Genomic DNA, 25,432 nt, shown 5'->3' on the forward strand with positions numbered 1-25,432 from the left:
AGCCGATTATCTTTTATCTCCTACTTAAGCCGATTATTTTTTATCTACTACTGTAAATCTCATAGTGAACTCTGTACCATTGTTCCTTTTTAATTCAAACTCCCCATCTAACTGATCTGCTAGAGTAGTTATCAGTTGTATACCAAGGCTATCAACATTTTTAATATCAAGATTTTCAGGAATGCCTACACCATTGTCGGAAACAACTAGAATAAAACTGGTAGCCCTATCGGCTTCCTTTTCATTTTTATATTTACTGTTTTTTTCTCTATGTAATTTAATTTGGATTTCTCCCCTGTCTTTGCCGAGAAATGCATGTTTGAGAGAGTTGGAAACGAGCTCATTGACAACTATTCCTAAAGGAATACCAGTATCCATATTAAGAAACACATTTTCTTCCAGATCCATTGAAAGGTGGATATTTTTACTTTTAAGGCTGTAAGTCTGGAAAAGATTTTCAGCTAACTCTCTAATGTATGTTGAAAAATCTAATGTATCGGTTCCTTCTCCTTTATAAAGTTCTTCGTGGATGAGAGCCATAGATATAACCCGGTTCTGGCTTTCTCTGAAAGCCTCTATAACTCTCGGGTTATCAAACTTATCAGCCTGAAGGTCAAGAAGGGAAGAGATTACCTGCAAATTATTCTTAATCCTATGGTGAATCTCCTTTTTACGGGCAATCTCAACATTTGCTAAGGCTTTTTCTGCTTCTTTACGTTCTGTAATATCCTGAATAATTCCTTTAGCTCTAACAGGGTTGTTTTTTTCATCAAAAATAACTTCAGATTGCATATGGACTATACGCTCTTCTCCATTAGCCAGGATAATCCTGTATTCAATACTGTTAGTTTGCCCTTTTACAGCTTTCTTAATGGCAAGGGCACCATCCACATAGTCACGATCATCTGGATGTATGTAATTTAAAAACTCGTCATAAGGTGGTGCGGATTCTTGAGAAGCACGTCCAAAAATACGATACATCTCCTCAGACCAGTATGCTTCGTCCGTTGCCATATCCCACTCCCAATTCCCGATATGAGACATTTTTTGAGCTTCAGCAAGACCTTTTTCACTTTCTTTCAGGGAGTTATAAGCTTTTTCAAGTTCTGCAGTACGTTCTTCAACCATTTTTTCTAAATTTTCATGTGCTTTTTTTAACTTAACTTCTGCTTCTTTGCGCTCCGTGATGTCATTGGCGGCTCCAAACCATTCAACGATTTCGCCATTTGCATCCAGTATCGGAACCGCACGCGAGAAAATCCATCCCAGGTTTCCGTCTGCTAGACGGACCCTATGTTCCATTTCGTAAGTACTCTTCGTCCGTATGGCTTCATTGATGACTGCCATCACATGCGGCTGATCTTCCGGAGGAACATATTCATGAATCCATGTGTTGCTTGGGCTTTCCGTATTGGCAAGAAAACCTCGACCATGAAAATATCGCATCTCGCTCCAATCAGGGTTCACGCGATATACCATTTCTGAACTGGCAGTCACCAGAGCACGGAAGCGTTCTTCACTCTCCCGCAGCGCCTCTTCGACACGTTTGCGCTCGGTAATGTCAATGCAAATACCGGACATACGCTGAGGCTTCCCATTGCTGTCATAGGTCGTATTGCCAAGGGCGTTGATCCACCGCACTTCTCCAGATGGGAGCACGATCCGGTATTCGTTTGCGAGGGAGGTGTGGTTGTTAATTGCTGTTTCAATCCGTCTTTCCGCAACCAGCCTGTCGTCAGGATAGGTCACACTTCTCCATAAGTCAAAGCTAGCATCAGATTTCCTGGGATCTAAACCAAAGAGGCGGAATAGGTCTTCGGACCACTCAATCTTGCCGGCAGACATATTCCAATCCCATATGCCTGCGCCTGCAGAGATCTGGGCCAGCCTCAAACGTGATTCGCTTTCCAGAAGTGCCTCCTCTGCTCGCCTGCGTTCTGTGATATCACGTGCAGCAGCAAAGACACCCATAACCTTGCCATTCTCATCTTTATAAACTGAAGCATTATACAAAACAGGAGTTATATGTCCGTCCTTATGTTGGATTTCCAGGGTATAATCCCTAACCTCACCTTGCATGAATACCTGCTGATAGCCGGCACGTGCTTTTTCAGGTTCGGTAAAATAATCTGAAAAATCAGTTCCAATCAACTCCTTTCTGGAATATCCAGTAACCTGTTCTGTAGCATTGTTTACATCGGTAATCTTACCGTCACGCCCAATAGTTACCAGAGGGTCCAGACTTGCTTCAATCAGACTCCGGTTATAAACGTTTGACAACCTGATAGCTTCTTCTGCTCTTTTTCGTGCTGTGATGTCTATAAACGCAGAAATGGACCCACGTAATTTTCCCTGCTCGTCACGTAGGGGTCTGGCATTGCCCAGTACATGTCGCATCTGGCCGTCAGCAGATACGATGTCTAATTCGCAGTTGTTTATCTCTATGCCCGTAGCCGCTAACTGCGACGGCATTTTTGAAGGCGGGATCTCTACCCCATCCTTGAATAATTTAAATATCTCTGGCTTCTCTCCCTCAGGAGCAGATTTCGAAAAGTTTGTACCTGCAGGAATTCGTAACCATTCATAGGAAAGCCCATTACCAGTTATCTGAAGCGCCTGAGGGTCATGTGCTATATACACGGCAACAGGCACAGCATCTAATAATACTGCCAGTTCCTCTGAACGAGCCCGCTCACGTTTCTCGCTCTCTTGCAGTGCATTTACAACTGTATCCCGTTCAGCCAGTGACTGAGAAAGCTTGATATTGCTGTAGCTTAGTTGCGATATCATATTAGCAAATGTCATAAAGAAGGCCATGCTCGCATCCACAGCTTTCTTACTAAGCCGAGGAACTGTTTCAAGGGCCTTTATATATTCATCTTCATTAAAGCCGCACTGCCGAGCTTGAGACCGAAAAAGCTTATAGTTCAGTGGCTCGTCATCAAAAAAGAACTGTCCTGAAAAGATATTGCCAACGTGCTGACCTTCTACCATAACTGGAGTTACAACGTCCCACATGTTGTTTTTACATTTGTACAACTTATATCCTTTCGGAGCAACGTCCGCAGTTAGATGTATGTCTCTTTCTGTACAATGCTTGCAGGCTTCAGGACTAACCCTATGGAATTTCATGCAGATATCCTGCCATCCAACACTTACCAGAACATTGCCTTCCAAATCGTTCAGGCACATGGGGACATGAGCAAGTGCATAAAAGTCACTCATAAGGGACTGGACCGCTTTAGTATCAATAATCCTGGCAAGATCCAGGTTCGCCTTTTCTTGAGTTTTACTTCCCTGAAGTTTTCCCTCAACCTTTTTACGGTCACTTATGTCAAATCCGTAAATGTTTACACATTCTTGTTCAGGAGATGGATGAAAAACGATAAAGTAGACTTTTTTACCCATAGCAACTTCTATTTTTTCAATACTTCTCCGAGAAATTGCCCTTTGAACGAAAATTTCGAGGTTTAGAGGTAATTTTTCCCCGACTACCACGCCCCAATCACGCAATAAGGGCTCCCCCGCCTTATTGGAGTAAAGAATAACCCCGTCCTTTGCCACACTGAGCACAGGATTCGAGTCTATTGCTTGAGACTGCTCATTTTTCAATTTCATTTTCCCCTCAAATCTCCCTTTCTTAAGTGACAAAATATATGACTTTCAATAATTATTTACAAATTATTTGTAATTATCGTACTGCTAATTATCTCTTTTTATATATAATAAAATTTCAGTGATTTACGAACGTAATTTTTGGCTTTAAAATAACTCAATAGTACTATTTACTGATCTGTATTTTTATTCTGGCTTTACTTTTTATGCTATATAATAATTCAATAACATAACTATAATACTTTTAAACTTATAAAACTACTTATTAATATTTTTATACTGAGAATTTTATGTGCGTTTTTATTGTTTCCTGTTTCTGCTCCTGCGGGAAAATATTCTCAATTAACTCCATTGTTGAATATCAGGTCGTGTCCCCTAATTATAGATCAATTCCGAAAAAGCGAGTACATCCCACGCATTTAATGAATATATTGAGAGACTCTTGCGCTTTCGGTTTTCAATGATTCAAACCCACGACCGAATATCAAGCAACTATCAATAATCCATACAATTTTGAAATTCTGAAACTCTTTTATGAATGTTTATGTTGAAGCAAAAGCGGCGCCAGGAAAGCTATAAGGAAAGCTGTAAGTGCTACAGCAATAGCAGAGCCGGCAACTCCCTGCCAATCTGCTATCTTCCAGGCCAGCATTGCACCTCCAGACCCCAGGCTGCCGCCAATAAACATCCCTACCATGAACAAACTATTCACCCGGTTGCGTGCTTGCGGCTTAAGCCCGTAAATTATCTGCTGATTGGCAACCATGGCGCTTTGCATCCCGAAATCCAGAAGAATAACTCCGAAGATTAAGCCTGAAAGAGAGTTCCAGCCTGCAAGAATCAGCCAGGATAGCAGAGCGGCAAACGCACCTGTAGAAACAACCTGGCCTGGTCCCCGGCGGTCAGCTAGACGTCCAGCTATGGGAGCAGCAAGCACTCCAACCACCCCAATGATTCCAAAAAGTCCTGCAACATCGGCGCCGAGGTGGAAAGGAGGCTGTTCGAGATGCAGCGCAAGGATCGTCCAGAAGGCGCTGAACACGGCGAAGATCAATCCCTGTGTCAAGGTGGCTCGACGTAGACTGGATTCCTCGCGCCAAAGTTGCAGGAGTGAACGAAGCAGCGAACCATATTGCATAGAAGTTGTGGGCCGACTGAGCGGCAATAACATTGCCATTGATGCCGCACCAACCAGAACCAGAGGAATGCCAAGCCAGAACATCGCTCTCCAGCCGTAGTGAGTGGCAATAAAACCGGCGAGAATCCGGCTCAAAAGCATGCCGCTCAGCAATCCGCTCATAACGCTGCCGATAATTGCACCTCGGCGGTTATCAGAGGCCAGCGATGCGGCAGCCGGTATTATCTGCTGCGTGACAGAGGCAGTAAAGCCAATGCAAAGTGAGGTGCCCAGCAGGGCCCAACCGGTAGATGATGTAGCGGCAAAAAGCAGTGATAAGGCCAAAACGAGAAACTGCAATACGATGAGCCGGCGGCGTTCTATCAGATCGCCCAGAGGTACCAGAAGCAGCAACCCAAGTGCGTAACCGAGTTGGGTAGCAGTTGGAATCAGGCTGGGAGCCAATTCGCCTGGGAATGAGCGAGTGATAACCCCAAGCATTGGCTGGTTATAGTAGATGTTCGCCACTGCGATTCCGCATGCACAGGCCATCGCAAAAACAAGCCCTTTGCCTGGCTCAGAGGCACTTCTAATATGGAATGTGTCCTTTTTAGAATAGTAGTTTCCGTCTTCCGACATGTAGTGCGATTTAAAACGATCAAGTACTTTATTTATTTCCCTCAGTCACGGGTTACACCATATAACCCGATGATAAATACATCAGATATTGTGATTCTGGATAACAGCCCATTAACATTGCTGTTATGTGAGCTTCACACACAAAAGTTACCATTTGTGCATGTCACACCAGGATTACCTCTAATGGAAAAGGTAGCGCTATGAAGCAATTCATAGGATAGCTTCTTGTCGCACCTGCAAAAAGTGGAGTTTATGTGTTTTTCATTAAAACGATAGTAACCTGATAAGTAAACGCTTATAAAATAATGGGGAAGTTGATGAATCCCATGCTATTGTTGCTCAGGCTTCAACTTCGATCTGGTTAAGTTTATTGTAAAAATCAACTATCAACTTTGCAGCTTCGCTTTCCATGTTTAACTGGAAAATTCGAGTTTGCTTTCCGAAGGGTTTTTCTGTAACAACTCCCGATCCAACCAGAGGTGTGATAACCCTTGATACACTTGCGTGTGACAATCCAGTTTCTTCAGCTATTCCTGAAAGATAAGTTGGTTCGTTTTGTCGTTCAATAAGATTCTTAAGGACTGTCATCTGTGCGGTTTTCCCGAATATTTTTTCTAATTTATCCATTGTTTTTCATCTCAGAGATGGCTTTTCTCTAATTAAATAATTCCTATTTTCTAATATTAGATACGACCATATATTTATTTCTTTTCTTTAATATAAATTGACTGATATTTAAGAGTATAAATGAAAACAATTAAAAACAGTCATTATACATATACAAACAATAATGGAAACTCCAGAAAAGACATATATTTTTTCTATCTTTTACGTTAAATCCAAGATGAAATTATGCAATCCAGGCTGAAAAAGAGATGTCTTTTTTCAGATCCCTTTAAATAAATCGCAGTTTTAACTTAGAACCTATCAGATAAGTGTTGTAACCGTTATATCTAATAGAAAAGTAAGATAATAGACAAGCAGGCTAAGACCTGAATATCTCCATATTATTTTCCATTACTGTTTTCTGATAGCCAACTGCTCAGACAGATGCCTCTTAGATGTCTCCAAAGTCTTAATAGCTTTATTTATATTATATAGATCATTTAAAATGGTTTCCATGTCCGGATAAGTAATTTATCCTTCTCCTTCAATATATAAAAATACCTTTTTCATTCTCTGTAAATCCTTTCCAAAATATCCCTGTAAAATGCTCTTCATCCACCCTCATCTTTTCAATCATCTGTGACGCCGTATAAGGCACAATTCCCCGGTTTGCAAGAGAAATAATCGCCTTTTCCCCTGCGAGCGTAATATTCTTGCGTTTCTGTAAACTTTCTGTAAACTTTCTGTAAACTTTCTGTAAACTTTCTGTAAACTTTCTGTAAACTTTCTGTAAACTTTCTGTATCCGTTTTTTTTCTTTAGGGGAAACCTTGATCTTTTTTGCCTGTTTCTTGGCAAGGTTGATTTCCCCTTCTTCCCATGGTTTGAGGCTGCAATCATCTTGTTTTTAGAGTAGCCAACTGATTCAAATCATAAATAAACAAAAAAAAATTGAATTGGGGAATAAAGACATCTGAGTATTGTAGACGGAGGGCGAATAATGGTATACATTCTAAATTGATTGGGCCAGATGTCTTTGCTGTATAATATTTAGGGATCGTTATATAAGTGCTATTATCTACTGCTATTTATCATGCATTTATTTCAGTACTCATATTCTTACTTTCAATAGTGCACCAGTATACATTATATCCTGTTTTTCATTCCCAAAACTTCTTCGTCTTCACATAATTTCTCTCTGCAACCAGAATATCCCTGTAAAACGCTTCTTCGTCCACCCTCATCTTTTCAATAACCTTTGACGCCGTATCAGGCCCAACTCCCCTGCTCGCAAGCGCAATAACCGCCTTTTTCCCCTGCGAGCGTACTATGCTTGCGTTTCTGTAAACTCTCTGTATCCGTTTTTTTTCTTCGGGAGATACTTTGACTTTTTTTGCCTGTTTTTTGACAAGGTTAATTTCCTCTTCTTCCCAGGGTTTGAGGGCTGCAATCATCCTGGACTCGCAGACCGGGCAGATGATTTCTTCAGGGACGTTCTTGACCTGCCGGCGGGAAGTCCATTTCTTGCAGTTAGTACAGAATAAAATAATTCTGTCGTTCATAATGCGTTCCTTAAGGGCAAGCACTATTGATCGGTCGGCTTTCTCCGGTGCGACTAGGTCTTTTTTCATGGCAAAACCGGATGAACCGATCGGAGTTGGCAAGGACACTTCAACTGAAATTTCGCCGGCTGCAAGTCTTTTAAGGACTTCTTTTGTCCTCTGGACGTCAAGCAGGTCGTGGAAGATTTCCCGGATGACTTCGTCATACATTGAGGAACCCTGGTATATTTCCAGCAGCTTTTTCATGCTTATCCGGTCGTAATCAACGTCTCTGGATAGGGCTCCGAATTTTCGGGCAACGTGGACCATTTTCCATTTCATCAGCATTGTGTTTTTCAGGGTCATTTCTATGATCGGCTCAACGTGTTCAGGGCGGAGGGAAAGCAGCATTTCCCGGATCTGGAAAGAGCCTACACGCCTTGGAAGGGTCAGCTTTATCCTGTAAGGGTCCACCTCCTGGGCTACACTGCTTCCGAAGCGGGCTGAAAGAAGCGAGGTCAGAACCCTGGCAAGGGTACCATTTGTATTATGGCCAAAACAGGCGTTCAGGGTTACAGCATCTCCTTCGTCTTCAATCACAATCGTATCCGCATCAGGAAGGGGGAATCCTCCTTCTACGTGTTCACGCACAAGGCGGACCAGTTCAAGCACAGCATTCCTTGCTACGGGATATTTTGCCTGGAGTTTTTCGGCAATTGATTCATCATCAAGTTCTGCCCGAATAAAAGCCGCAATTTCCGCCCTTAGCTTTCCTACATCCTGGGCTACTTCAAAAGGCACAGGGATTTCTTCACCGGTCCAGCTCGGAACCTCTCCTGTGCCTTCTACAGGTTCGACTTTGATCCTGTCCTTTCCCTGTTCGCGGTCAGGCATCTCAACGACACGCCACATATAGCCTTTTGTTATGAAAACGGCACCTTGTTCTGCAAAATTTACGACAAAGGCTTCGTCCAGCACGCCGACTGATTTTCCGCTTACAATATCATAGATCTCGTACTTTTTCTCGTCCGGGATCATGGAAAGGTTCTCGTAATAGTATTCCCGGCTTTTCCTGCGTCTTTTGACGATATTTGAACCTTTTTCACGCCAGACCAGTTTGTAATCCCCTATCTGGTCCACAACTCTTTGCAGTTCCTCAAGCCGCAGATCCCGGAATGGGTAAGTCCGTTGAAGAATCTTGAGAATTTTCTCAATTTCAATCTCCCCAAAATCCATAACCATGCCCGCGATCTGATTTGCCACGACGTCCAGGGATTTTATATGCGGAGAAACTTCTTCCACCCTGCCTTCCAGTGCAGCTTTTGTAATTACCATACTTTCTGCAGTATCGTCAACTTCCATAGAAATTATAGTGCCCCAGGAAATCGAATGCAGCTTATGCCCGGCTCTTCCGACTCTCTGGAGCAGCCTTGAAACCTGGCGCGGAGACCCGTACTGAACTACTCGGTCGACATTTCCTATATCGATTCCAAGCTCCATTGACGAGGTGCAGATAAGGCCTTTAAGGGCTCCTGATTTGAACGCCTCCTCAGCTTCCACACGGGCTTCAAAAGAAAGCGAGCCGTGATGTACACCTATGGATGTCCCGAGTTTCCGAAAACCGGCAGCTAAAGCTTCGGCACTCTGCCTCGTATTTACAAAAATAAGAGTGGACTGACTATCTTCGACAATTTTCCGGATGCAGAGCAGATGAGATGCAAATTCGGGCTCGCAACCAACGGTTTTTGCAATTTCCAGGACTTCTTTTTCCCTTATCTTTCCTTTTTCTGAAACCTGAGGGTTGACCACATCAAACTCAAGCAGTTTCAACAGGGCTACCTCAATTACAGTAAAATCCCTTCCATTACCTGCCAGGAACTTTGCAATTTCCCAGGGGTTCCCGACTGTTGCAGAAAGCCCGATTCTCTGGAACTCTCCTGAAATTTCCACAAGCCTTTCAAGCCCAACAGCCAGTTGAGTTCCACGTTTTGAACCTGCAAGTTCATGGATTTCGTCTATCACAACATGAGTTACGGTTTCAAGGTTCTGGCGCAGGCGGGAGCCGGTAAACATTGCCTGCAAGGTCTCAGGAGTAGTGATCAGTACATCAGGGGGATTTTTCGACTGGCGCTGCCTTTCACTTTGTGGAGTATCACCATGCCTAACCTGGACTTTGATGTCGAGCAACTGCCCGAGGATTTCAATACGAGAAAGCATATCCCTGTTAAGTGCCCTCAATGGAGTTATGTAAAGGGCTGAAATTCCCTTTCTGGCTTCAGGTTTCTTTTTCAGGATACTGTCAAAAACAGGCAGCACGGCTGATTCGGTCTTGCCTGAACCCGTAGGAGCTATCAAAAGAGTATGCTTTCCATCCATTATGTGAGGAAATGACCTTTCCTGAGGTTCTGTGGGTTTTGTAAAGCCAAGAGTTTTGATGGCTTCCTGAATCTTTGGATGAAAAGTGTTAAAGATGTTATGAAATGTCATGTTTTTGTAATCAGTTTTTGGTTAAATTGTTCAATTATTGTGTTAGTTGGCACCAGTATAAATGTTTCTCTGCAAGTGCATAAATAAAGTGAGTAAAAAAATAGAAAAATGCGGTCTCGAATTGAAAATTGTCTTATCCACAGGGAATGACGAAGAACCAAATATATAAATTAACCTGTATTAAAATAACATCAATTAACCTGTATTAAAATAACATCAATTAACCTGTATTAAAATAACATCAATTAACCTGCATTAAAATAACATCAATTAACCTGCATTAAAATAACATCAATTAACCAGTACCTAATTATAATTAATTTGTCCTAATATAATATAAATTAGCCAGTATCTAATTATAATTAACCTGTATAAAATAATATAAATTAACCAGTATCTAATTATAATTAACCTGTATTAAAATTGAAAAATTAAATATATGGAATTAAAGCTATGAAGAACTGAAGGTCGAAATCACACAATTTATTTTCAAGGTACGTAATCTATATAAAGGTTTGAATACAAACATATATTTATAAACTTAATTAAGGAATCAAATGTCAGGAAAAAAATCTTTAATAATAGTTGCAGGCATATGCCTTTTGTTAGTAGGAATTATTATTCTAAACCCTTTTATGCAGCAGAACTCTCCAACTAACAAAGAAGAAAACAACAGTGAGAACAAAAACAACAGTGAAGAAGAAAACAATAGTGAAAGCGCTAGTCCGAATTCTTTCTTCATAAATAATTGGGGTAACGCAAACCATGAAGTTACTGTAGAACTTCTTAACTCAAAAAACAATTCTGTATTTAGCGAATCATATACCTCAGTTCCTGGAGAACCCATAGAAGATCAATTTCCAGTTACACCGGTAACAGGGGGACAAGTTGTAGTTACATTAGATAACAATATCACCAGGACCCAGCCGGTTTCAGAGGATTTGACAGACCTAGTACTATACATTGACATAGATATGATAGCCAGTAGTCCATTGGACCTGACCACTGTTCTTCCATGAATTAAATAAGGAATGAGTCAAATATAATATCAAAGGTTTCCGTTGCCAAAAATGATTATTTAGGGAAATGGAACTATAGATCAATTCCCAGACTGAAAATTTGAAGTTATATTTTATCATTCCTTACACTCTGACACTATAAATGTCAGCGTTTATAGCGATGTGTTCCTGCAACAATTAGTGAGGCAAAGGAACTGCTAACTGCAAATCTAAACCTGAAAACGTTGAAAAGCAACGAAAGGTACTCATTTTATCAAACCTTTGTGGAATATGGTGGAGTTAAACAAAAGTGGGTTTTGTTACTCTCTCATAAAATGAAAGAAAAAAAGAGATAACTCTCAGAAGGAAGCTTGAAAAAGAGCTTGAAAAAGCAGAAAAGTCGCTTAAAAAGCTGGCAGGAAATGACTTTTTCTGTGAAGAAGATGCATAATTTCATGTTCTTTTTTCTTCTGTATTTTCCAGTTCTTTATTATAATAAAGAGTAAACTCCTTTCCAGGGCGTAAGGAGAAATTATATGAGGCATATTTTTCTTCCGGAATTACCTCATACATCCGATATTTTGCAGGCACGATTATTGCATCGTATTTTGCCTTAGCCGGAGGTTCTGTATAATATGCTGCTTTCTCATAGTCCCTGAGGTACCAGGGCAGGGGCCAGTAAAGGTTTTCGGGATCCACAACTGATATCCTTAGAGTTTCAGGCCCAATATTAAATTCTTCAATTTTCTCCATAAGTTGCCGGATGTCCGGAGATGCCTGTGAATACGTCATTAGCTCATCAGGTTCCATACTCCTGTAAAAATTTACCGAAATACACTGGGCCAGGGATATTATTAGTGTAAGTGCCAGAATCCCCGCAACAAAGATATGGGCTCTGGAACGTTTTGTCTCGGAAGTGGGGCTTTTGTCTGTTCCGGAATTCATGTTTTCTGTTCCGGATAAATTCATGTTTTCTGTTTCGAGTAAATTCTTCTGTCTTTGGCCAGGTGCCCTGGAAAAAAAATCTCCCAGATAGGCTCCTGCCAGAATCCCGAAGGGTAGGACAATGTGCACAACAAGCCAGGGGACTTTTTCCTGAAGATAGGAATAGAGCAGCAAACTAGCAACTGCCCAGTAGGAAAGAAACATGAAAAAGGAGGTATTTTCTCCTTTCTTTTTAAGGAAATGAACAATACCTGCAGTCCCAAAAATCAGAATTGGGCTTTCGTATACAAGAAGGATAGGAATATAAAAGTAAAAAGGGCCTCCTATGCGTTCAATTCTGTGCATCTCCATCCAGTGAGAAAAAGCCCTTTCCACAATTGAAAAGAGGGTTTCCGGGGTTCTGAAAAGGCTTGTGTAGAATAACATTACTATAAAAATAAAAAGAGTGCCTGAAAGCAGAACTTCCGGTATAAACGGAAAAATAGCTGAAATCTTGAGAACAAGAGTTTTTTTAAGGCTCAGTTTTTCTTTTTTCCAGTCGGAATAAAACCTGTACAAAGAATAAATCCCTGCATAGGCTCCGAACATGAGAATAATAAGATAGGCATTCTCTTTTGAAGATACAGCGATTGCAAGAGAAGAGGCTGTAAGGATAAGATAAGGGTATCTATTTGGGTTGTGACGGTTCTCAAGGTATCGAATTTCCCCTATAACGGTTGCCAGTGTGCAGAAAACAATGATTGGGTCATTCCTGAAGAACCTTGAAAAGTACACCATACTTGGAGAAAAAGAGAGCAAGAAAGCCGACCAGAGTACACCTCTTTCTCCAAGTTCCTTCTTGAGTAAAAAGAGCAGAAGAATTGCCGCTACTCCGAAGAAGACAGGGATCAAGCGTGCTGTTGTGTCGTTTATTCCCAGAAAGTGAAAGACAACAGCAGTAGAATGAAAAAGAAAAGGGCCGTGATAAGCCGGATTATATCTATATTGTCCGGTTTCAAGAAGTCTAAGGGTAAAACTGGCATGTACGCTTTCATCGTGATGGAAAACTCGCTCTCCCAGGTCAAACAGTCTTATTGACAGAGCAAAAAAGATGATCAGAAATCCGAGTATTTTATATTTTTTTTCAGAAAGTTCTGGCGAGTTTTTAGTATTGTAATCCCGACCTCGCTGCATAATTCCCCCAACCCTTCAGCATAGCTGCTTCTTTATGGGCATAGATATATTTAAGGGATAGGATGAAATAGTCTCTCTCATGGCTGAGGTTAAAGTCAAGTTATTTGCAAATTTGCGTGAAAAAGCAGGTACATCGGAACTGCAGCTATCGGGAGAAAAGGTTATTGATGTCCTTTTATCCCTCACTGAAAAATATCCCGAGCTGAAGAACATTATTTTTGAGGAGCCCGAAGGAGAAAGCGAAGCTCCGGTTATGTGCGGTTCAATTAATGTCCTTATAAATGGAAACAATGCCCGGCATCTCGATGGGCTTGATACTCTTCTTTCGGATGCCGATGAGCTTGCCGTCCTGCCTCCGGTTTCGGGGGGCTGATTTTTTCAGGAAGGACGATCATGGGCAGGATATTCAAAGAACGAACCTCGGTTGATGAAGCTTTGAGACTTTTTCTTGAGCATATTTCTCCTCTAATGAAAACAGAAGAAATCTCACTCGAAACCTGCACAGGCAGGGTACTGGCAGAGGACGTTATCTCGGAAAGGAATGTCCCTCACTATCGGCGTGCAGCTATGGATGGATACGCGGTAAGGGCTTCCGACACTATGGGAGCTTCCCCTACAAATCCGGTAATGCTGCAGCTTTCTGACCGGGTAGAGGAAGGATGTTTAACCTGGGTCCATACTGGGGCTTCAGTGCCTGAAGGAGCTGATGCTGTCGTAATGGTTGAAGATACCATTGCCGTAGGAAACCTTGTTGAGATCAGAGCTCAGGTCTACCCGACTCGTAATGTGGGACAGGTTGGAGAGGACATAAAAAAAGGAGATGTTGTTTTTGAGGAAGGGCATCTTCTTCGTCCTTGTGATGCTGCTGTGCTTGCGTTGCTTGGACTTGACAGGGCAAAGGTTTTCAAAAAGCCTGTTGTTGCAGTTATTCCAACAGGGGATGAGCTTGTAAGCCGTCAGAAAGGCAGGGATGTGCCTCTTCCGGGTATGGTGCTTGAGACTAATGGGCTGATGTCGGCTCTTTATGTGAATAAATGGGGTGGAATTCCCCGATATCTCGATATAGTGCCTGATAACCCGGAAAGTATAAAAATGGCTATAGAAGCAAACATGGATACCGATATGATTCTTCTTTCTGGCGGAACGTCAGTAGGAAAAAGAGATCATGGCCCTGAGGTTGTGGCAGCTCTTGGAGAACTGCTCGTTCACGGCATAGGAGTCAGCCCCGGTAAACCTGCAGCCATTGGGGTTATAAATAACGTTCCTGTCGTTTGCCTGCCAGGTTATCCGGTTGCCGGGCTCGTTGCCCTCTATCTCTTTGTCCGTCCTGGGATTAGAAAACTGGCAGCAATTCCGGAGATTCCCGAGCTTATTCTTAAAAGGCGCCTGGCTGCAAAAGTCAGTTCGAAAATAGGATATGTTAATTTCATCCGCGTTGTATTTGAAGGAGATAAAGTGCGCCCTCTTACCGGAGCTGGAGCCGGGGTACTGAGTTCCGTTGCTAAGGCTGATGGGTATGTGTTGGTGCCAGAAAACATTGAAGGGTATGATGAAGGAGAAGAGGTTGATGTCTTCTTAATTGAATGATATTTCTGTGTTCTCTCAAAAACATCCTTTTTTCCCTTCTTTACTCTGTTTTTCTCCATTGAAGCCCGGAAGGAATTTTCCCTCCTTCTGAGATAAAGTTTTATACTTCAAGGGCTAATCAAACGAAGAAAACCATAGCTAAAACGCTCAGAGCTAAAACGTTCGGAGCTAAAACGTTCAAATCTAAAATCTAAACTTTTAAGTGATTCACTGAGTGAAAAACAATGTCTTCCATGCATAAAGACCTGGATAAGATTTTTCTCATAGGCGCTGGCGGGTTCCTTGGAGCAATATGCCGTTTTTCACTCTGTGAGCTCATGGAATCGCATTTAGGTATCCTTTCGGTAAACGTACTCGGAAGCTTTATGCTCGGCCTGATAATGTACGACACTGAGTATATTGGGTTTATAGGTCCAAAAGGAAAGCTTGCTTTCGGGACCGGATTTATGGGAGCATTCACAACATTTTCGACGTTTGCAGTCCAGTCTTTTACCATGCCCTTTTTCCCTGCTCTGGAAAATATCAGTGTTAACCTGATTCTTGCCCTGGTCGGCGTGTTCATGGGCAGGAGTACAATAAAAGCCCTTTCAGGTAGAGAGGTATGAAGAGATGTTCTCCCTTCCAGGCATGGAAAAACTCTTTTTGATAGGTGCAGGTGGTTTCATTGGGGCATGCCTTAGATATATGGTTTCAAGCCAGGTTCCCAGGATTAGGAATATCCCTGCAGGCACGCTTACCGTGAACCTCTTAGGGACCATTGTACTTGCTTTTCTCACTTTTTCTTCTGAACCCCAATCTATGGTCTATCTCGTAAATATAGGAATTTTAGGTTCCTTTACCACATTTTCTACCTTCGCATATGAAACTTTCAAATTGCTTGAAGAAGGGCAAAATTTCTCCTTTTTCCTGAACATCTTTCTTAACGTTGCACTCTGCCTCGCAGGAGTAAGCATTGCATACCTGGCCCAGGGGTTGTGAGTTTTAATATCGAAAGATGAGTAGAAAAATTTTCTATGGAATGTATTATTCTGGAATTCTAGAAACTATTATTCCATGAAGAAAATATATTTTACGGCTTAAAAATAAAAGCCAAAAAGTTAAGTTAAAAAAGTTAAGTTAAAAAGTAAATTCAAAAAAGTAAATTTAAAAGCCCTTAAAATTACTTTACAAGAGCCTTTGCAGATCTTCTGATGAAGCGCCTCTTATGACCTGAAGAACTGAAGCGCTGTGCAGGTCCTGGGTGTGCTTTTTGAGCCTGTGACTTCTGGACCTTAATTACTTTGCCTTTTCTGCCTTTTACTTTTACCCAATCAATGCTGCCGGTTTTGCCCATTATCATTCCTCTTTAAGTTTAATCTTAATTTTCTCTGAATTTATTTGTAATTTATCACGTAATATCCAGGTATTCGCTTATTGCTGGACACTGCCGGTTGCCGCGGATTATTTCTTCTCCTCGGCAGAGTCTCAATAAACAGGTATTTAAACAGGTGTTCCCTGGTTCTATAGCGTTAAGTGTTAAATCGATAATTCTCAATGATTATTGAAAAATATCTAATATTCCTTGAAGCCTGAAAGTGCGAAATTATAAATGTCATCAAGCCTTGAGTTTATGTTAAAAAGAAATGCTAGTAATTAAATGTTACGGACATGGAATTAAAACAAGGTAGACTTGCACTATTCTTTTCTTAAAAAGGTGATTAACGTAAAAAAAAATAACATTGAAACAAGGCTTGCAGATGCAAGGGAAGAACTTGCAGGCGTAACGAAATTTCCTGACCCTGAATTTGTAGGCATTATTAAAGAGCTGGGGTTCAGATGTGAACTTTGTGCACGTTGCTGCACAAAAGAGTTTAATGATCATGTTTTCCTGCTCGATGCAGACCTGGCCGTTATAAGGCAGATAAATCCGGATTCAGTTACTCCTGCTCCATATCCTGAGTTTTGTGACCAGAAGGGCAGGTTTTATGTCTCAGGCTATGCCTTGAAAACAAAACCTGATGGCTCTTGCATCTTCCTTGAGAATAAGCGATGCAAAATTTATGACAGGCGTCCTTCAATCTGCAGAGTCTATCCATACATGCTTCATCGGGAAGCTGACGGCTCTGGCAATGTGGACTGGCGCCAGATAAGCGGCTTAAACGAGCATGGGAGCTATTATTCAGAACTGGAAAATTCCGAATGCAAAGCAATTGCGAGGGAGACAAGGGCTTATGAAGAGGCTTACCTGAAACAGATGATCGGGTTTTTTGAAGCTGTGAAAGCTCACTTCCAAAAAAATGGTCTGAAACATGTTCAGAGTATATATGACCGAAAAATACGGGAATTTCTTAAAGGCAAGTGCGAAATTGAAGTCTTTGTATATTATAATGGCGAGTTTGAAAAATGTAACCTTAAGCCCGGTACTTAAGCTCGGTACCAGTTAACAATGCGGTATATATTGGCAATTTTATTTTATTTTACCTTGCCTTTTTGTCGTTGACCTTCCACCTAAGAAGTATCCCTTCTTCAATTGTTTCAGCAGAAGACAATTCAAGCTCCAGGAGTTCGGCTTCTGAAAATCCTTCCCCGTCCGTAAAAGTCGGGGCTGTTTTTCCTCCGATTATAAGGTTTCCAACGAAAGTATAGACTTCATCAACAAGACCGGCAGAGAGCATACCCCAGTTCAGGGTTGCACCTCCCTCAACCATGAGGGTGTTAATTCCCATTTCCTTTAATTTTGCTGCAAGCTCGATAAGGTCAACTTTAAAGGTCCCTGTTTTAATGACGAGAGCTTTTTCTTCCAGTTTTTCTATCTTTTCTTCAGGTGCAGAAGTTGAAACGGCAATTATCCGGAGTCCATCTCCTTTTTTGAAAATATCGGAATCAAGCGGAGTTCTTGCTGAACTGTCCACAATGATCCTTACTGGATTCTCGTTTTTTCCGGCGGCTTTCCTGGCTGCCCTTCTCTCTGGAGACTTTACGGTTAAGCTTGGATCGTCCGAAAGGACAGTTCCTATACCTACCATAACTGCGTCTGCCCGGGCTCGGAGTTCGTCAACCCTTTCAAAATCAAGTTTTCCGGAGATTCGGACCTGTTTCCTTTCCTTTGTTGAAAGTTTGCCGTCGGCTGACATAGCAGAATTAATAAAAACAAAAGGTCTGTCCATTTTTCTGGCTCCTGAAAAAAGTAATTTTCGGAGGCGTTTCTGGGGAGAAAGCCTCTTTACTGGAATAAATTTTGAATAGGCATTAATAGCCTTATTTTTTCTTAAATAGCTTTATTATTCTTCGTTTCACGTTAAAAACGTTTAACGGGTCTTAGAAGCGAGATTTAATCTTAACTTATTCTATTTCTATCAGAGGCTTCAGGAGATCATGGTCTCTCAAAAGTCCCTGAAGTTTCCGGTTTGAATTGATAATCGGAACTTGGTCAATCCTGTTCCGTTTCATTTTCCGTGCACAGTCGCTGACGGATGTGATATACGTAGCTGTGATTGGCTCCCTGATCATTATATCGCTGCCGCTCAGGTTGGGAACCTTAATCCTTGAGACGCTATAGTAGATGCTCATGGTGTCTCGCATCGATTCCCAGGTCCAGGCATCGTCGTCCTGGCCTGCAGACATATCTGACATCTCTACACTGTCTTCAATTATGCTGGCAGCAATAACATCACGATCCGAGATTATTCCTATGAGCTCCAGGTTTGAATCAAGTACCGGGACAGCCTTAACGCCTGCGAGTTCCATAATCCTGGCAGCAACAGGCAGAGGCGTTTCACTGTAGATCGCAACGACTTCCTTTTCCACATAGTCCTTTATCGGGATGTCGATGTTCATGTCCGCAATTGTGCCTATAATATCTGCCACGGTAACAAGCCCTACAAGTTTCCCGTCATCGACCACTGGAAGCCTTCTTATGTGGTGCTCCAAAAGTAAGCGTGCTGCAGTCTGCAAATCCGATCCGGAGGATATGGTTATCGGATCACGTGTCATAAGAAGAGCCAGTTGTTCTTCTTCAGGGTTTTGTAAAAGGTTTGTCCTTGTTACAACTCCCACAACTTTGGAGTCTTTAAGTACCGGAACTCCTGATATGTGCTTGTTCTTAAGAATTTTAAGAACCTCATCCCTTGAACCTGGAAGGGTTGCGCTTGCTACATCCCTTACCATGATATCTTCAATGAAGATGTTTTTTGGCATGTAATCTACACCTTTGTATACTCTGAATCCTGGTTTTCTTTCCCATATCTCTATTTTCTCACAAGGCTTCCAGTTGGCAGAAAGTCTTAACCTTGTTTTTCACTCCGGACGACCAGGACCGGGACTTTTGAGCCTCTTACTACCTTCTCTGCAACGCTTCCCATCAGAAACCTGTCGAGCCCGGTTTTTCCGAGGGTGCCCACAACTATCAGGTCAGCATTATTGTTTTCTGCAAAATTTATAATCTCATTACTCGGGTGACCTTCCAACAGCACTTCTCTTACCTCAACTCCTGAGCCTTTTCCGCGTTCCTGTACCATGGATATTGCTTTCTCCCCTTCTCCTCTCAGGGTATCATACATTGCTTCCCATCCCGCATCCATAGGTATCGAAGAAAAAGAAGTTATATCTATTACGTAGAGAGCGTGAACCGTGGCCCCGCTGAGTTTTGCAATCTCAATACCGTAAGAAATAGCCTTAAGGCTGTTCTCGGATCCGTCTGTTGCAATCACTATATTCCGGTAAAATTCGCTCATCATGTCTGTTCTCCATTTGCTTTACGAATGAAGTACTGATAGTATGTCATCGGGTCTTGCCCGCCTTGTGATTCCACTTATGGGGTTCTTTATCCCTGCAAGATTATTGGAATTTCCATTCAGGATCATGAGATTAGCTTTATTCCCCTTTTGTATCGAACCCGTAGAATCAGATCCCATTACAAAGGAACCATTAAGTGTGCAAATTTTAAATACTTGCCTGTCATCAATGGAAAATATTTTAGACATAAATTCCATTTCAGCAAACATATTTACAGAATTTAACATTACATTATCCGTTCCTGCAGCTACTTTTATCCCAGCTTCCAGCATCTCGGCAACAGGTGCAATTCCGGCTCCTGTAATTAGATTAGATCTGGGACAGACAACAACAGGAATCTTTGCATCAGCCACGTCTTCAAGATCTTTTTTTGTGGCATTTGTCAAATGAATCAGGAGATCTGGCTCAAATGACAATGCTTTTTCTATGTCGCTCGTATCTTTTTCTCCGGCATGGATCGCAAAGAATTTTCTATGTTTCCGTGTGCAGGTAGCAATATTCTCCAATAGTTCGAGATCAAGGTCATTTGCCCCACTCATTCCAAGTCCGGTAGAGCGTAGAAGAATTCTTCTTACTTCTGCCAGTACAACCTGAAGAGGCAGTTCAGGCTCTGTAGGTCTGCCCAATATCATGGAATGAAGGTTAAGTCCTTCAAGAGCTTTGTTCAGGGCTGCTACCCCTACAACACCCCCTTCTCTGAAATCCGCAAAAGCACAGGTCCCGGTTTCTATCATGTCCAGCAAGGACTTTCTCATGCCCTCAATCAGGGTTTTGTATGGTGTGTCTCTTAATATCCTATGCTTTAACCCATCAGGAGGCTTTACAAGAGCATCCAGGTCTCTTTGAGTCCGAAAGCCGGAAACTTTTCCCAGAGGAGGGTCTTTGAATACTGAGTCTCCAAGGTGAGTATGTGCATTGACAAAACAGGGAGCAATTATGTTCTTAGAGAGTGTACGCTCTTCCCCAACTTCCGTAATTATTCCTCTCTTTACGCAGATATACCCCTCAATAGGTTCCAGTTCGGGGCCTGCAATAATTGTCCCGGGAATTATCTGTTCAGTGCCGTACATATATAGCACCTCAGCTACTCATTAAGCATATGTGCTTAATTTCTGGAAGAGCAAACATATACATAATATATAAGTTTTTCTTCAGATTTTTTACATTATAATTTTTTCAGGATATATAAATCTTTAAAATATAACTTTCTGAGAATGCATTTTTTTGAGAATGAAATTTTGCTAAGCACGCCACCCATCGCCTCATTTCGTACTTTCATCGTTTTTTGTTATGCTTGTTGTTTTCATATCGCAGTTAATTCTGCATTCTTTCAAGTTATCTTTCCCAATTATCAGGTTCTTATATTGCCCCTATAATCGAAATCGTTTCTCGTAAGAGAAATCGGTTTTTAATATAAATAACCTTTTAATATATATACAATGTAGTAAATCTGTAGTTTGCCGACATTTTTATATATCACTATGTATATAATACGACTTCGTCGCATTGTATAGGTCCTTGCACGAGGTAATGGAAAATCCTGACTGTGAATGCATAGACAACCCCAATGCGGTACATCAATAGTGTGACACTGCCCTGCACGAGGGTAACTGAAAGTGACTGCGGAAAACCAGAGGATGAGCTTTCGGAGTTAGTGCGCCAGGGCTACAGCACTATTTTCTCCTTCTTGTAAAAGCTCTTTCTTTAATCTTATACTCCCATTGTTTCCTATTATTTCTTTACTTTAAAGGGTCAGTCCGTTATTGATTTATAGAATCCCTCCAGAAAGGTAAAAGATATGTCCTTCGAAGAGGCAATAACAGATCTGGGTTCCGGTGTGATTGTTGATATAGAGGTTACTCCCGGCTCCAGGTCGATTTCGGTTCCAAGCGGTTATAACGAGTGGCGCAAGCGAATTGAAGTAAAACTAACCAAAAATGCCCAGAAAGGAAAGGCAAACGAACAGCTGGTAGAATGCTTTGCTGAGCTCTTTGCAATTAACAGTTCGGATATTCTCATAAACAGTGGGGCAACAAGCAGTAAGAAGTCTTTATTGTTAAAAGGAGTTTCATATCAACAGGCAGTTTCAGTTTTTGGAGCGCATTTAAAAAAATAATCCAGAAATTTAAAAACTACATTTGAAAATAACCGAACTTTATGAGTTATTTCCTTGTTTCCTGATAAGTAAACTGTCTATAAGTAAACTGTCTATAAGTAAACTGTCTATAAGTAAACTGTCTAATAAGTAAACTGCCTATAAGTAAACTGCCTATAAGTAAACTGCCTATAAGTAAACTGTCTATAAGTAAACTGCAGTTCTCTTAAAGTTTTAATTAATAAAAAGGTTGCAGAAAACGTGGCTGATCTTGAAATTTACAGAAAAAGGCTTGAAAGAATTGAAGAACTGCTCTCAGAACTCTCCGAATATTCTGGACGGGGAGCAATTATCATTGTTGAAGGAAAAAGAGATGTCCTCTCACTGAAAAGGCTTGGAATAGAAGGTAATTTTGAACTTGCAACCCGTCAATCTCTTTTTAATTTTTCGGAGAAAATTGCTCGGCTTGGTAGTGAAGTAGTTATACTAACTGATTGGGACAGACGAGGTGACATTCTGGCTATAAAACTTTCAGGATATTTCCAGAGTTTCGGTTTGAAACCCGAACTTGAGATCCGAAACAAACTCCGACTCATATCTCAAAAGGAAATTAAAGATGTAGAAAGCCTGTACACTTATGTTTCCAGGCTGAGAGTAAAAACAGGCTTCTGTTCAAAGCAAGATTTCCAATAAGTCTAAATCTGAAAAATGAAATTTAAAGGTCAAGTTCAAAAATTAATATTAAAATTAATATCATAATTAATATTGAAAACAAATATTAAAGTTAACATTAACAATTGACAGAGTTAGTTCATTCTTTATGCATAGGATTAGGTTCTGCTTTTTCCTGAATTATCTCCATACTCTGTGGATTCTTCTGATGGTTGAATGTTCGATCAAATTCCGGATATTTTGGAAACTTGCCAGCCAGTTCTTCAAACATTTTGTGCCTTGGACTAATGATGATTATGTGAGCGGGAGGATGAATTTTCTTTAGTCTGCTAATTGCCGCTCCTGCATGATTATTCAACTCCACCAGTGCTGCAGAGTTACATTTTGACTTGAGGGATACGCCCATTACACTAACAAGAAGCTCATCAGCATAGTTTGGTTCTATGCATTTTGGAGTAGCTGAAAATTGAATATGTCCGTATCGTTCTAAATCATGTAAGGCTATTTTTACTTTATCCGAGTCGTCTGCCCGGACTAACGCGAATGATTTCATTTTTTACACACCACCAATATACTGAAGTTATCCCCATTTCGATATGGATTTACCCCTATAATAATCTTTGTGTATGAGAAATGCTGAACAGCCAGGTTTTTGGACATTTCAGACCGCCTCTGGTCTTTTTATCGCTTTTACGGCACTTATATATGGTCTGGTCCCCAAGGCTGTAAAATTTCATTTCTCTTATCCAAGAGATCTTCAAAAATTATAAGGGTACCTTGCAATTTCTTTTTTCAGATGTAGTATACGCTTCCAGGTAATGGAGTCGTGTATTCTATAGTTATATTCATCGTATATATATTCGTTTTGAAATAATATCTATTAATGAAAAAGTTTTATTTTCCAAGTAAAAAAGCTTTTTTGACTTTTTACCTTTCTAGTATTTTTATATAATTTCTATTTTTTTTATAAACATACATTAAAAAATTAATTTCCTATAAGCTTATTATTTATTTTCAACTTTACCATAATTAAAACCATGGTAACTTTATTCATTCTATTAAGCTACTCAAGGCTAATTGCCAATTTTTATGGGGTTTAAAATAAACTTTAATATGATATAGACTTATTTCAGGTGATCTTAAAACATGAATATTTTAGCAAACTTGAGCTGCTGATATAAGCCATCAGATAAATTCCCAGAATTAAAAGCCTAAAGTATATATTGTAAGTTAAATATTTAAAATAATATATTCAGTGTATTATATTAAAATACAAATATTAAGCACGCAGGATCAAAAATCCAATATTATATATAAAATATTAATAATAAAACATTAAAAATAAAATGTTACTTGCTAAAATGACATCTTTTATCTAGGACTTCGCTATATCATATACCGAAATCGCGTACAATAAGGTATCAAAAGGTATTAGATAACTGTATTCTCTTTCTTTTCGTCGTGTTTACTTTATGAATGCAGCGGAAGAATTTATACATCTTTAGAATTATGGATATACCCCCGATATTTAAAGAAAAAATGATCTTTAGTTTATTTCTGATATTCAATCTAAGTTCAGCACTTTCAATAGTAAGTCCCATCGTTTGTAATTTAGTAATAAATTTAGTAATAAGACCGTTACCTGTAATTTAGTAATAAGACCGTTACCTGTAATTTAGTAATAAGACCGTTACCTGTAATCAATAGTAAGATTTTACTTCTATCCGTTGTTGAGTAATGCCGAATCTTCTGTAAATTAACTGATACAATAACAGGTTTGGCTGCCCAGTTCCCTAATTAACGCATACATTAATCATTATATTAGAAGGTGATTATATGGCTGAAGATATTAAATCCAAAGTAATACAGGCAAAAAAGGCATCGATTGAACTTTCCAGTGTAAGTGCGGAAGTAAAAAACCTGGCGCTTGAGGCCATGGCTCAGGCTCTGGACAAGGAAAGGACAGCTATTCTGGATGCAAATGCAAAAGATCTTGAAGCTGCAGCAGAACTGAAAAAGAAAGGGAAGCTCACTCAAGCTCTTGTAGACAGGCTTAAAGTAAGTGACTCAAAAATCGATGGAATGATTGCAGGAATCAGAGATGTAATTAAGCTCAAAGATCCTGTAGGAGATACTCTCTCTACTCTTGAGCTGGACAAAGACCTCATTCTCTACCAGGTGAGCTGTCCGATTGGCCTTATAGGTGTTATCTTTGAATCTCGGCCTGACGTGGTGCCTCAGGTTATGTCTCTTTGCCTTAAGAGCGGGAACGCGACCATCTTCAAAGGCGGGAGTGAAGCCCGGGAGTCTAATCGCACTATTTTTCAGATTCTTGTAAAAGCCATAGAGTCCACAGAAGGCATGCCAGCAGGGGCTTTCCAGCTTATGGAAACCAGAGAAGAGATAATGGACCTTTTGAGTCTTGATGCCTACGTAGACCTTCTCATCCCCAGAGGTTCAAATGAATTTGTCAAGTTTATCCAGGAAAATACGAAGATCCCTGTACTGGGACATACCAGCGGGATCTGCCATATCTATGTGGACGAGTATGCGGATCTCGATACAGCCTGGAAGGTCTGCTTCGATGCGAAAGTACAGTATCCTGCAGTATGCAACGCCATTGAAACCCTTCTGATAAACCGTAAAATTGCAGATGCTTTTCTGCCGAAGATGGCAGAGATGTACCTTGGTGCAGGGGTTGAATTACGCTGTGACGAAGATAGTTATGCTCTGCTTGAAAAAAGAGGGCTTTCCCCGATCTCAAGAGCTACGGAAGAGGACTGGGGTCTTGAGTACAATGATCTCATTCTTTCGATAAAACTCGTTGATACTATAAAGGAAGCTATCGACCATATAAACACTTTCGGCTCCCATCACACCGATGGAATAATCACTGAGAATGCTTCAAAAAGAAAAGAGTTCACAGGGCTTGTTGATTCTTCAAGTGTTATGGTAAATGCCTCAACCCGTTTTGCGGACGGCTATCGTTATGGAAAAGGAGCCGAGGTTGGAATAAGCACAAACAAAATCCATTCTCGTGGGCCTGTAGGCATGGAAGGTCTTCTTATCTACAAATACATCTTGCTAGGGAAAGGGCAGGTTGTTGCAGACTACGCAGGAGAAAATGCAAAACCCTATACGCACAGAAAACTTGACCTTAAGTTTGAAGATGTAAATTGAAACCC

The 25,432-nt window shown here is 40.8% G+C and carries 20 protein-coding genes and 1 pseudogene; 10 read left to right on the forward strand and 11 right to left on the reverse strand.

From position 1 onward, the window contains the following. Window positions 1-33: 33 nt before the first annotated feature. From FXW07_RS17275 to FXW07_RS17295, 4 genes are all read right to left on the reverse strand, one after another. The gene (locus tag FXW07_RS17275; RefSeq protein ID WP_346655673.1) at window positions 34-3,612 is read right to left on the reverse strand and encodes a PAS domain-containing protein; all 3,579 of its coding nucleotides are present in this window, start codon (window positions 3,610-3,612) and stop codon (window positions 34-36) included. Window positions 3,613-4,147: 535 nt separating this feature from the next. Further along, window positions 4,148-5,371, reverse strand: a complete 1,224-nt coding sequence (locus FXW07_RS19560; RefSeq protein ID WP_346655674.1) for an MFS transporter — start codon at window positions 5,369-5,371, stop codon at window positions 4,148-4,150. A gap of 339 nt (window positions 5,372-5,710) precedes the next feature. Then, a complete protein-coding gene (locus FXW07_RS17290; RefSeq protein WP_048122801.1) occupies window positions 5,711-5,998 on the reverse strand; it encodes a MarR family transcriptional regulator in 288 nt (95 codons plus the stop codon). A 1,138-nt stretch (window positions 5,999-7,136) separates the two neighbouring features. After that, a complete protein-coding gene (locus FXW07_RS17295; protein WP_229396721.1) occupies window positions 7,137-10,004 on the reverse strand; it encodes a DEAD/DEAH box helicase in 2,868 nt (955 codons plus the stop codon). Between the two features lie 557 nt (window positions 10,005-10,561). Here FXW07_RS17295 and FXW07_RS17300 point away from each other — a divergent pair. Both FXW07_RS17300 and FXW07_RS17305 read left to right on the forward strand, forming a co-directional pair. Next, complete coding sequence (locus FXW07_RS17300; RefSeq protein ID WP_229396723.1) at window positions 10,562-11,023, forward strand: hypothetical protein; 462 nt, start codon at window positions 10,562-10,564, stop codon at window positions 11,021-11,023. 164 nt (window positions 11,024-11,187) lie between these two features. Further along, window positions 11,188-11,450, forward strand: a pseudogene (locus FXW07_RS17305) (IS1634 family transposase); the annotation flags it as partial. Window positions 11,451-11,455: 5 nt separating this feature from the next. Here the strand turns inward: FXW07_RS17305 and FXW07_RS17310 are convergent. Continuing rightward, window positions 11,456-13,120 carry a flippase activity-associated protein Agl23 gene (locus tag FXW07_RS17310; protein ID WP_229396725.1) on the reverse strand — a complete coding sequence of 555 codons (1,665 nt, stop codon included), beginning with the start codon at window positions 13,118-13,120 and terminating at the stop codon, window positions 11,456-11,458. Window positions 13,121-13,199: 79 nt separating this feature from the next. On the opposite strand from FXW07_RS17310, the gene FXW07_RS17315 reads away from it, so the two are divergent. The 4 genes from FXW07_RS17315 to crcB (FXW07_RS17330) all read left to right on the forward strand — a co-directional run bounded on the left by FXW07_RS17315 (window position 13,200) and on the right by crcB (FXW07_RS17330) (window position 15,685). Then, window positions 13,200-13,493 (forward strand): ubiquitin-like small modifier protein 1, encoded by a 294-nt coding sequence (locus tag FXW07_RS17315; protein WP_048157792.1) that lies wholly within the window; start codon window positions 13,200-13,202, stop codon window positions 13,491-13,493. Window positions 13,494-13,513: 20 nt separating this feature from the next. After that, window positions 13,514-14,707, forward strand: a complete 1,194-nt coding sequence (gene glp, locus FXW07_RS17320) for a gephyrin-like molybdotransferase Glp (RefSeq protein ID WP_229396727.1) — start codon at window positions 13,514-13,516, stop codon at window positions 14,705-14,707. Between the two features lie 224 nt (window positions 14,708-14,931). Further along, on the forward strand, window positions 14,932-15,312 hold the full coding sequence (gene crcB / locus FXW07_RS17325) for a fluoride efflux transporter CrcB (protein ID WP_048157796.1): 381 nt from the start codon (window positions 14,932-14,934) through the stop codon (window positions 15,310-15,312). A 4-nt stretch (window positions 15,313-15,316) separates the two neighbouring features. Beyond that, window positions 15,317-15,685 carry a fluoride efflux transporter CrcB gene (crcB, locus tag FXW07_RS17330; protein WP_229396729.1) on the forward strand — a complete coding sequence of 123 codons (369 nt, stop codon included), beginning with the start codon at window positions 15,317-15,319 and terminating at the stop codon, window positions 15,683-15,685. Window positions 15,686-15,866: 181 nt separating this feature from the next. Here crcB (FXW07_RS17330) and FXW07_RS17335 read toward each other — a convergent pair whose 3' ends face one another. Further along, window positions 15,867-16,040 (reverse strand): DUF5350 domain-containing protein, encoded by a 174-nt coding sequence (locus FXW07_RS17335; RefSeq protein ID WP_229396806.1) that lies wholly within the window; start codon window positions 16,038-16,040, stop codon window positions 15,867-15,869. A gap of 360 nt (window positions 16,041-16,400) precedes the next feature. Between FXW07_RS17335 and FXW07_RS17340 the strand changes: the two genes are divergently transcribed. Further along, window positions 16,401-17,114 (forward strand): YkgJ family cysteine cluster protein, encoded by a 714-nt coding sequence (locus tag FXW07_RS17340; RefSeq protein WP_229396731.1) that lies wholly within the window; start codon window positions 16,401-16,403, stop codon window positions 17,112-17,114. 49 nt (window positions 17,115-17,163) lie between these two features. Here the strand turns inward: FXW07_RS17340 and FXW07_RS17345 are convergent, their stop codons facing one another. The 4 genes from FXW07_RS17345 to FXW07_RS17360 form a co-directional block, all read right to left on the reverse strand. Then, window positions 17,164-17,853: a 2,5-diamino-6-(ribosylamino)-4(3H)-pyrimidinone 5'-phosphate reductase gene (locus tag FXW07_RS17345; protein ID WP_229396733.1), complete on the reverse strand. Its 690-nt coding sequence runs from the start codon at window positions 17,851-17,853 to the stop codon at window positions 17,164-17,166. A gap of 175 nt (window positions 17,854-18,028) precedes the next feature. Further along, entirely contained in the window at window positions 18,029-18,883 is an 855-nt protein-coding gene (locus FXW07_RS17350; RefSeq protein ID WP_048122782.1) for a CBS domain-containing protein, read from the reverse strand. 86 nt (window positions 18,884-18,969) lie between these two features. Further along, on the reverse strand, window positions 18,970-19,422 hold the full coding sequence (locus FXW07_RS17355; RefSeq protein WP_229396735.1) for a universal stress protein: 453 nt from the start codon (window positions 19,420-19,422) through the stop codon (window positions 18,970-18,972). A gap of 18 nt (window positions 19,423-19,440) precedes the next feature. Further along, the gene (locus tag FXW07_RS17360) at window positions 19,441-20,550 is read right to left on the reverse strand and encodes an amidohydrolase family protein (RefSeq protein ID WP_229396737.1); all 1,110 of its coding nucleotides are present in this window, start codon (window positions 20,548-20,550) and stop codon (window positions 19,441-19,443) included. Between the two features lie 728 nt (window positions 20,551-21,278). Here FXW07_RS17360 and FXW07_RS17365 point away from each other — a divergent pair. Together FXW07_RS17365 and FXW07_RS17370 are read left to right on the forward strand one after the other, a co-directional pair. Then, entirely contained in the window at window positions 21,279-21,596 is a 318-nt protein-coding gene (locus tag FXW07_RS17365) for a DUF167 domain-containing protein (RefSeq protein ID WP_048122776.1), read from the forward strand. A 240-nt stretch (window positions 21,597-21,836) separates the two neighbouring features. Further along, entirely contained in the window at window positions 21,837-22,268 is a 432-nt protein-coding gene (locus FXW07_RS17370; RefSeq protein WP_229396739.1) for a toprim domain-containing protein, read from the forward strand. Between the two features lie 118 nt (window positions 22,269-22,386). Here the strand turns inward: FXW07_RS17370 and FXW07_RS17375 are convergent, their stop codons facing one another. Continuing rightward, complete coding sequence (locus FXW07_RS17375) at window positions 22,387-22,800, reverse strand: DUF356 domain-containing protein (protein ID WP_048122772.1); 414 nt, start codon at window positions 22,798-22,800, stop codon at window positions 22,387-22,389. A gap of 1,283 nt (window positions 22,801-24,083) precedes the next feature. On the opposite strand from FXW07_RS17375, the gene FXW07_RS17380 reads away from it, so the two are divergent. Then, a complete protein-coding gene (locus FXW07_RS17380) occupies window positions 24,084-25,427 on the forward strand; it encodes a glutamate-5-semialdehyde dehydrogenase (RefSeq protein ID WP_229396741.1) in 1,344 nt (447 codons plus the stop codon). Window positions 25,428-25,432 lie beyond the last annotated feature (5 nt).

It is taken from the genome of Methanosarcina sp. DH1 (genome assembly GCF_020804205.1).
GTDB lineage: Archaea > Halobacteriota > Methanosarcinia > Methanosarcinales > Methanosarcinaceae > Methanosarcina > Methanosarcina vacuolata.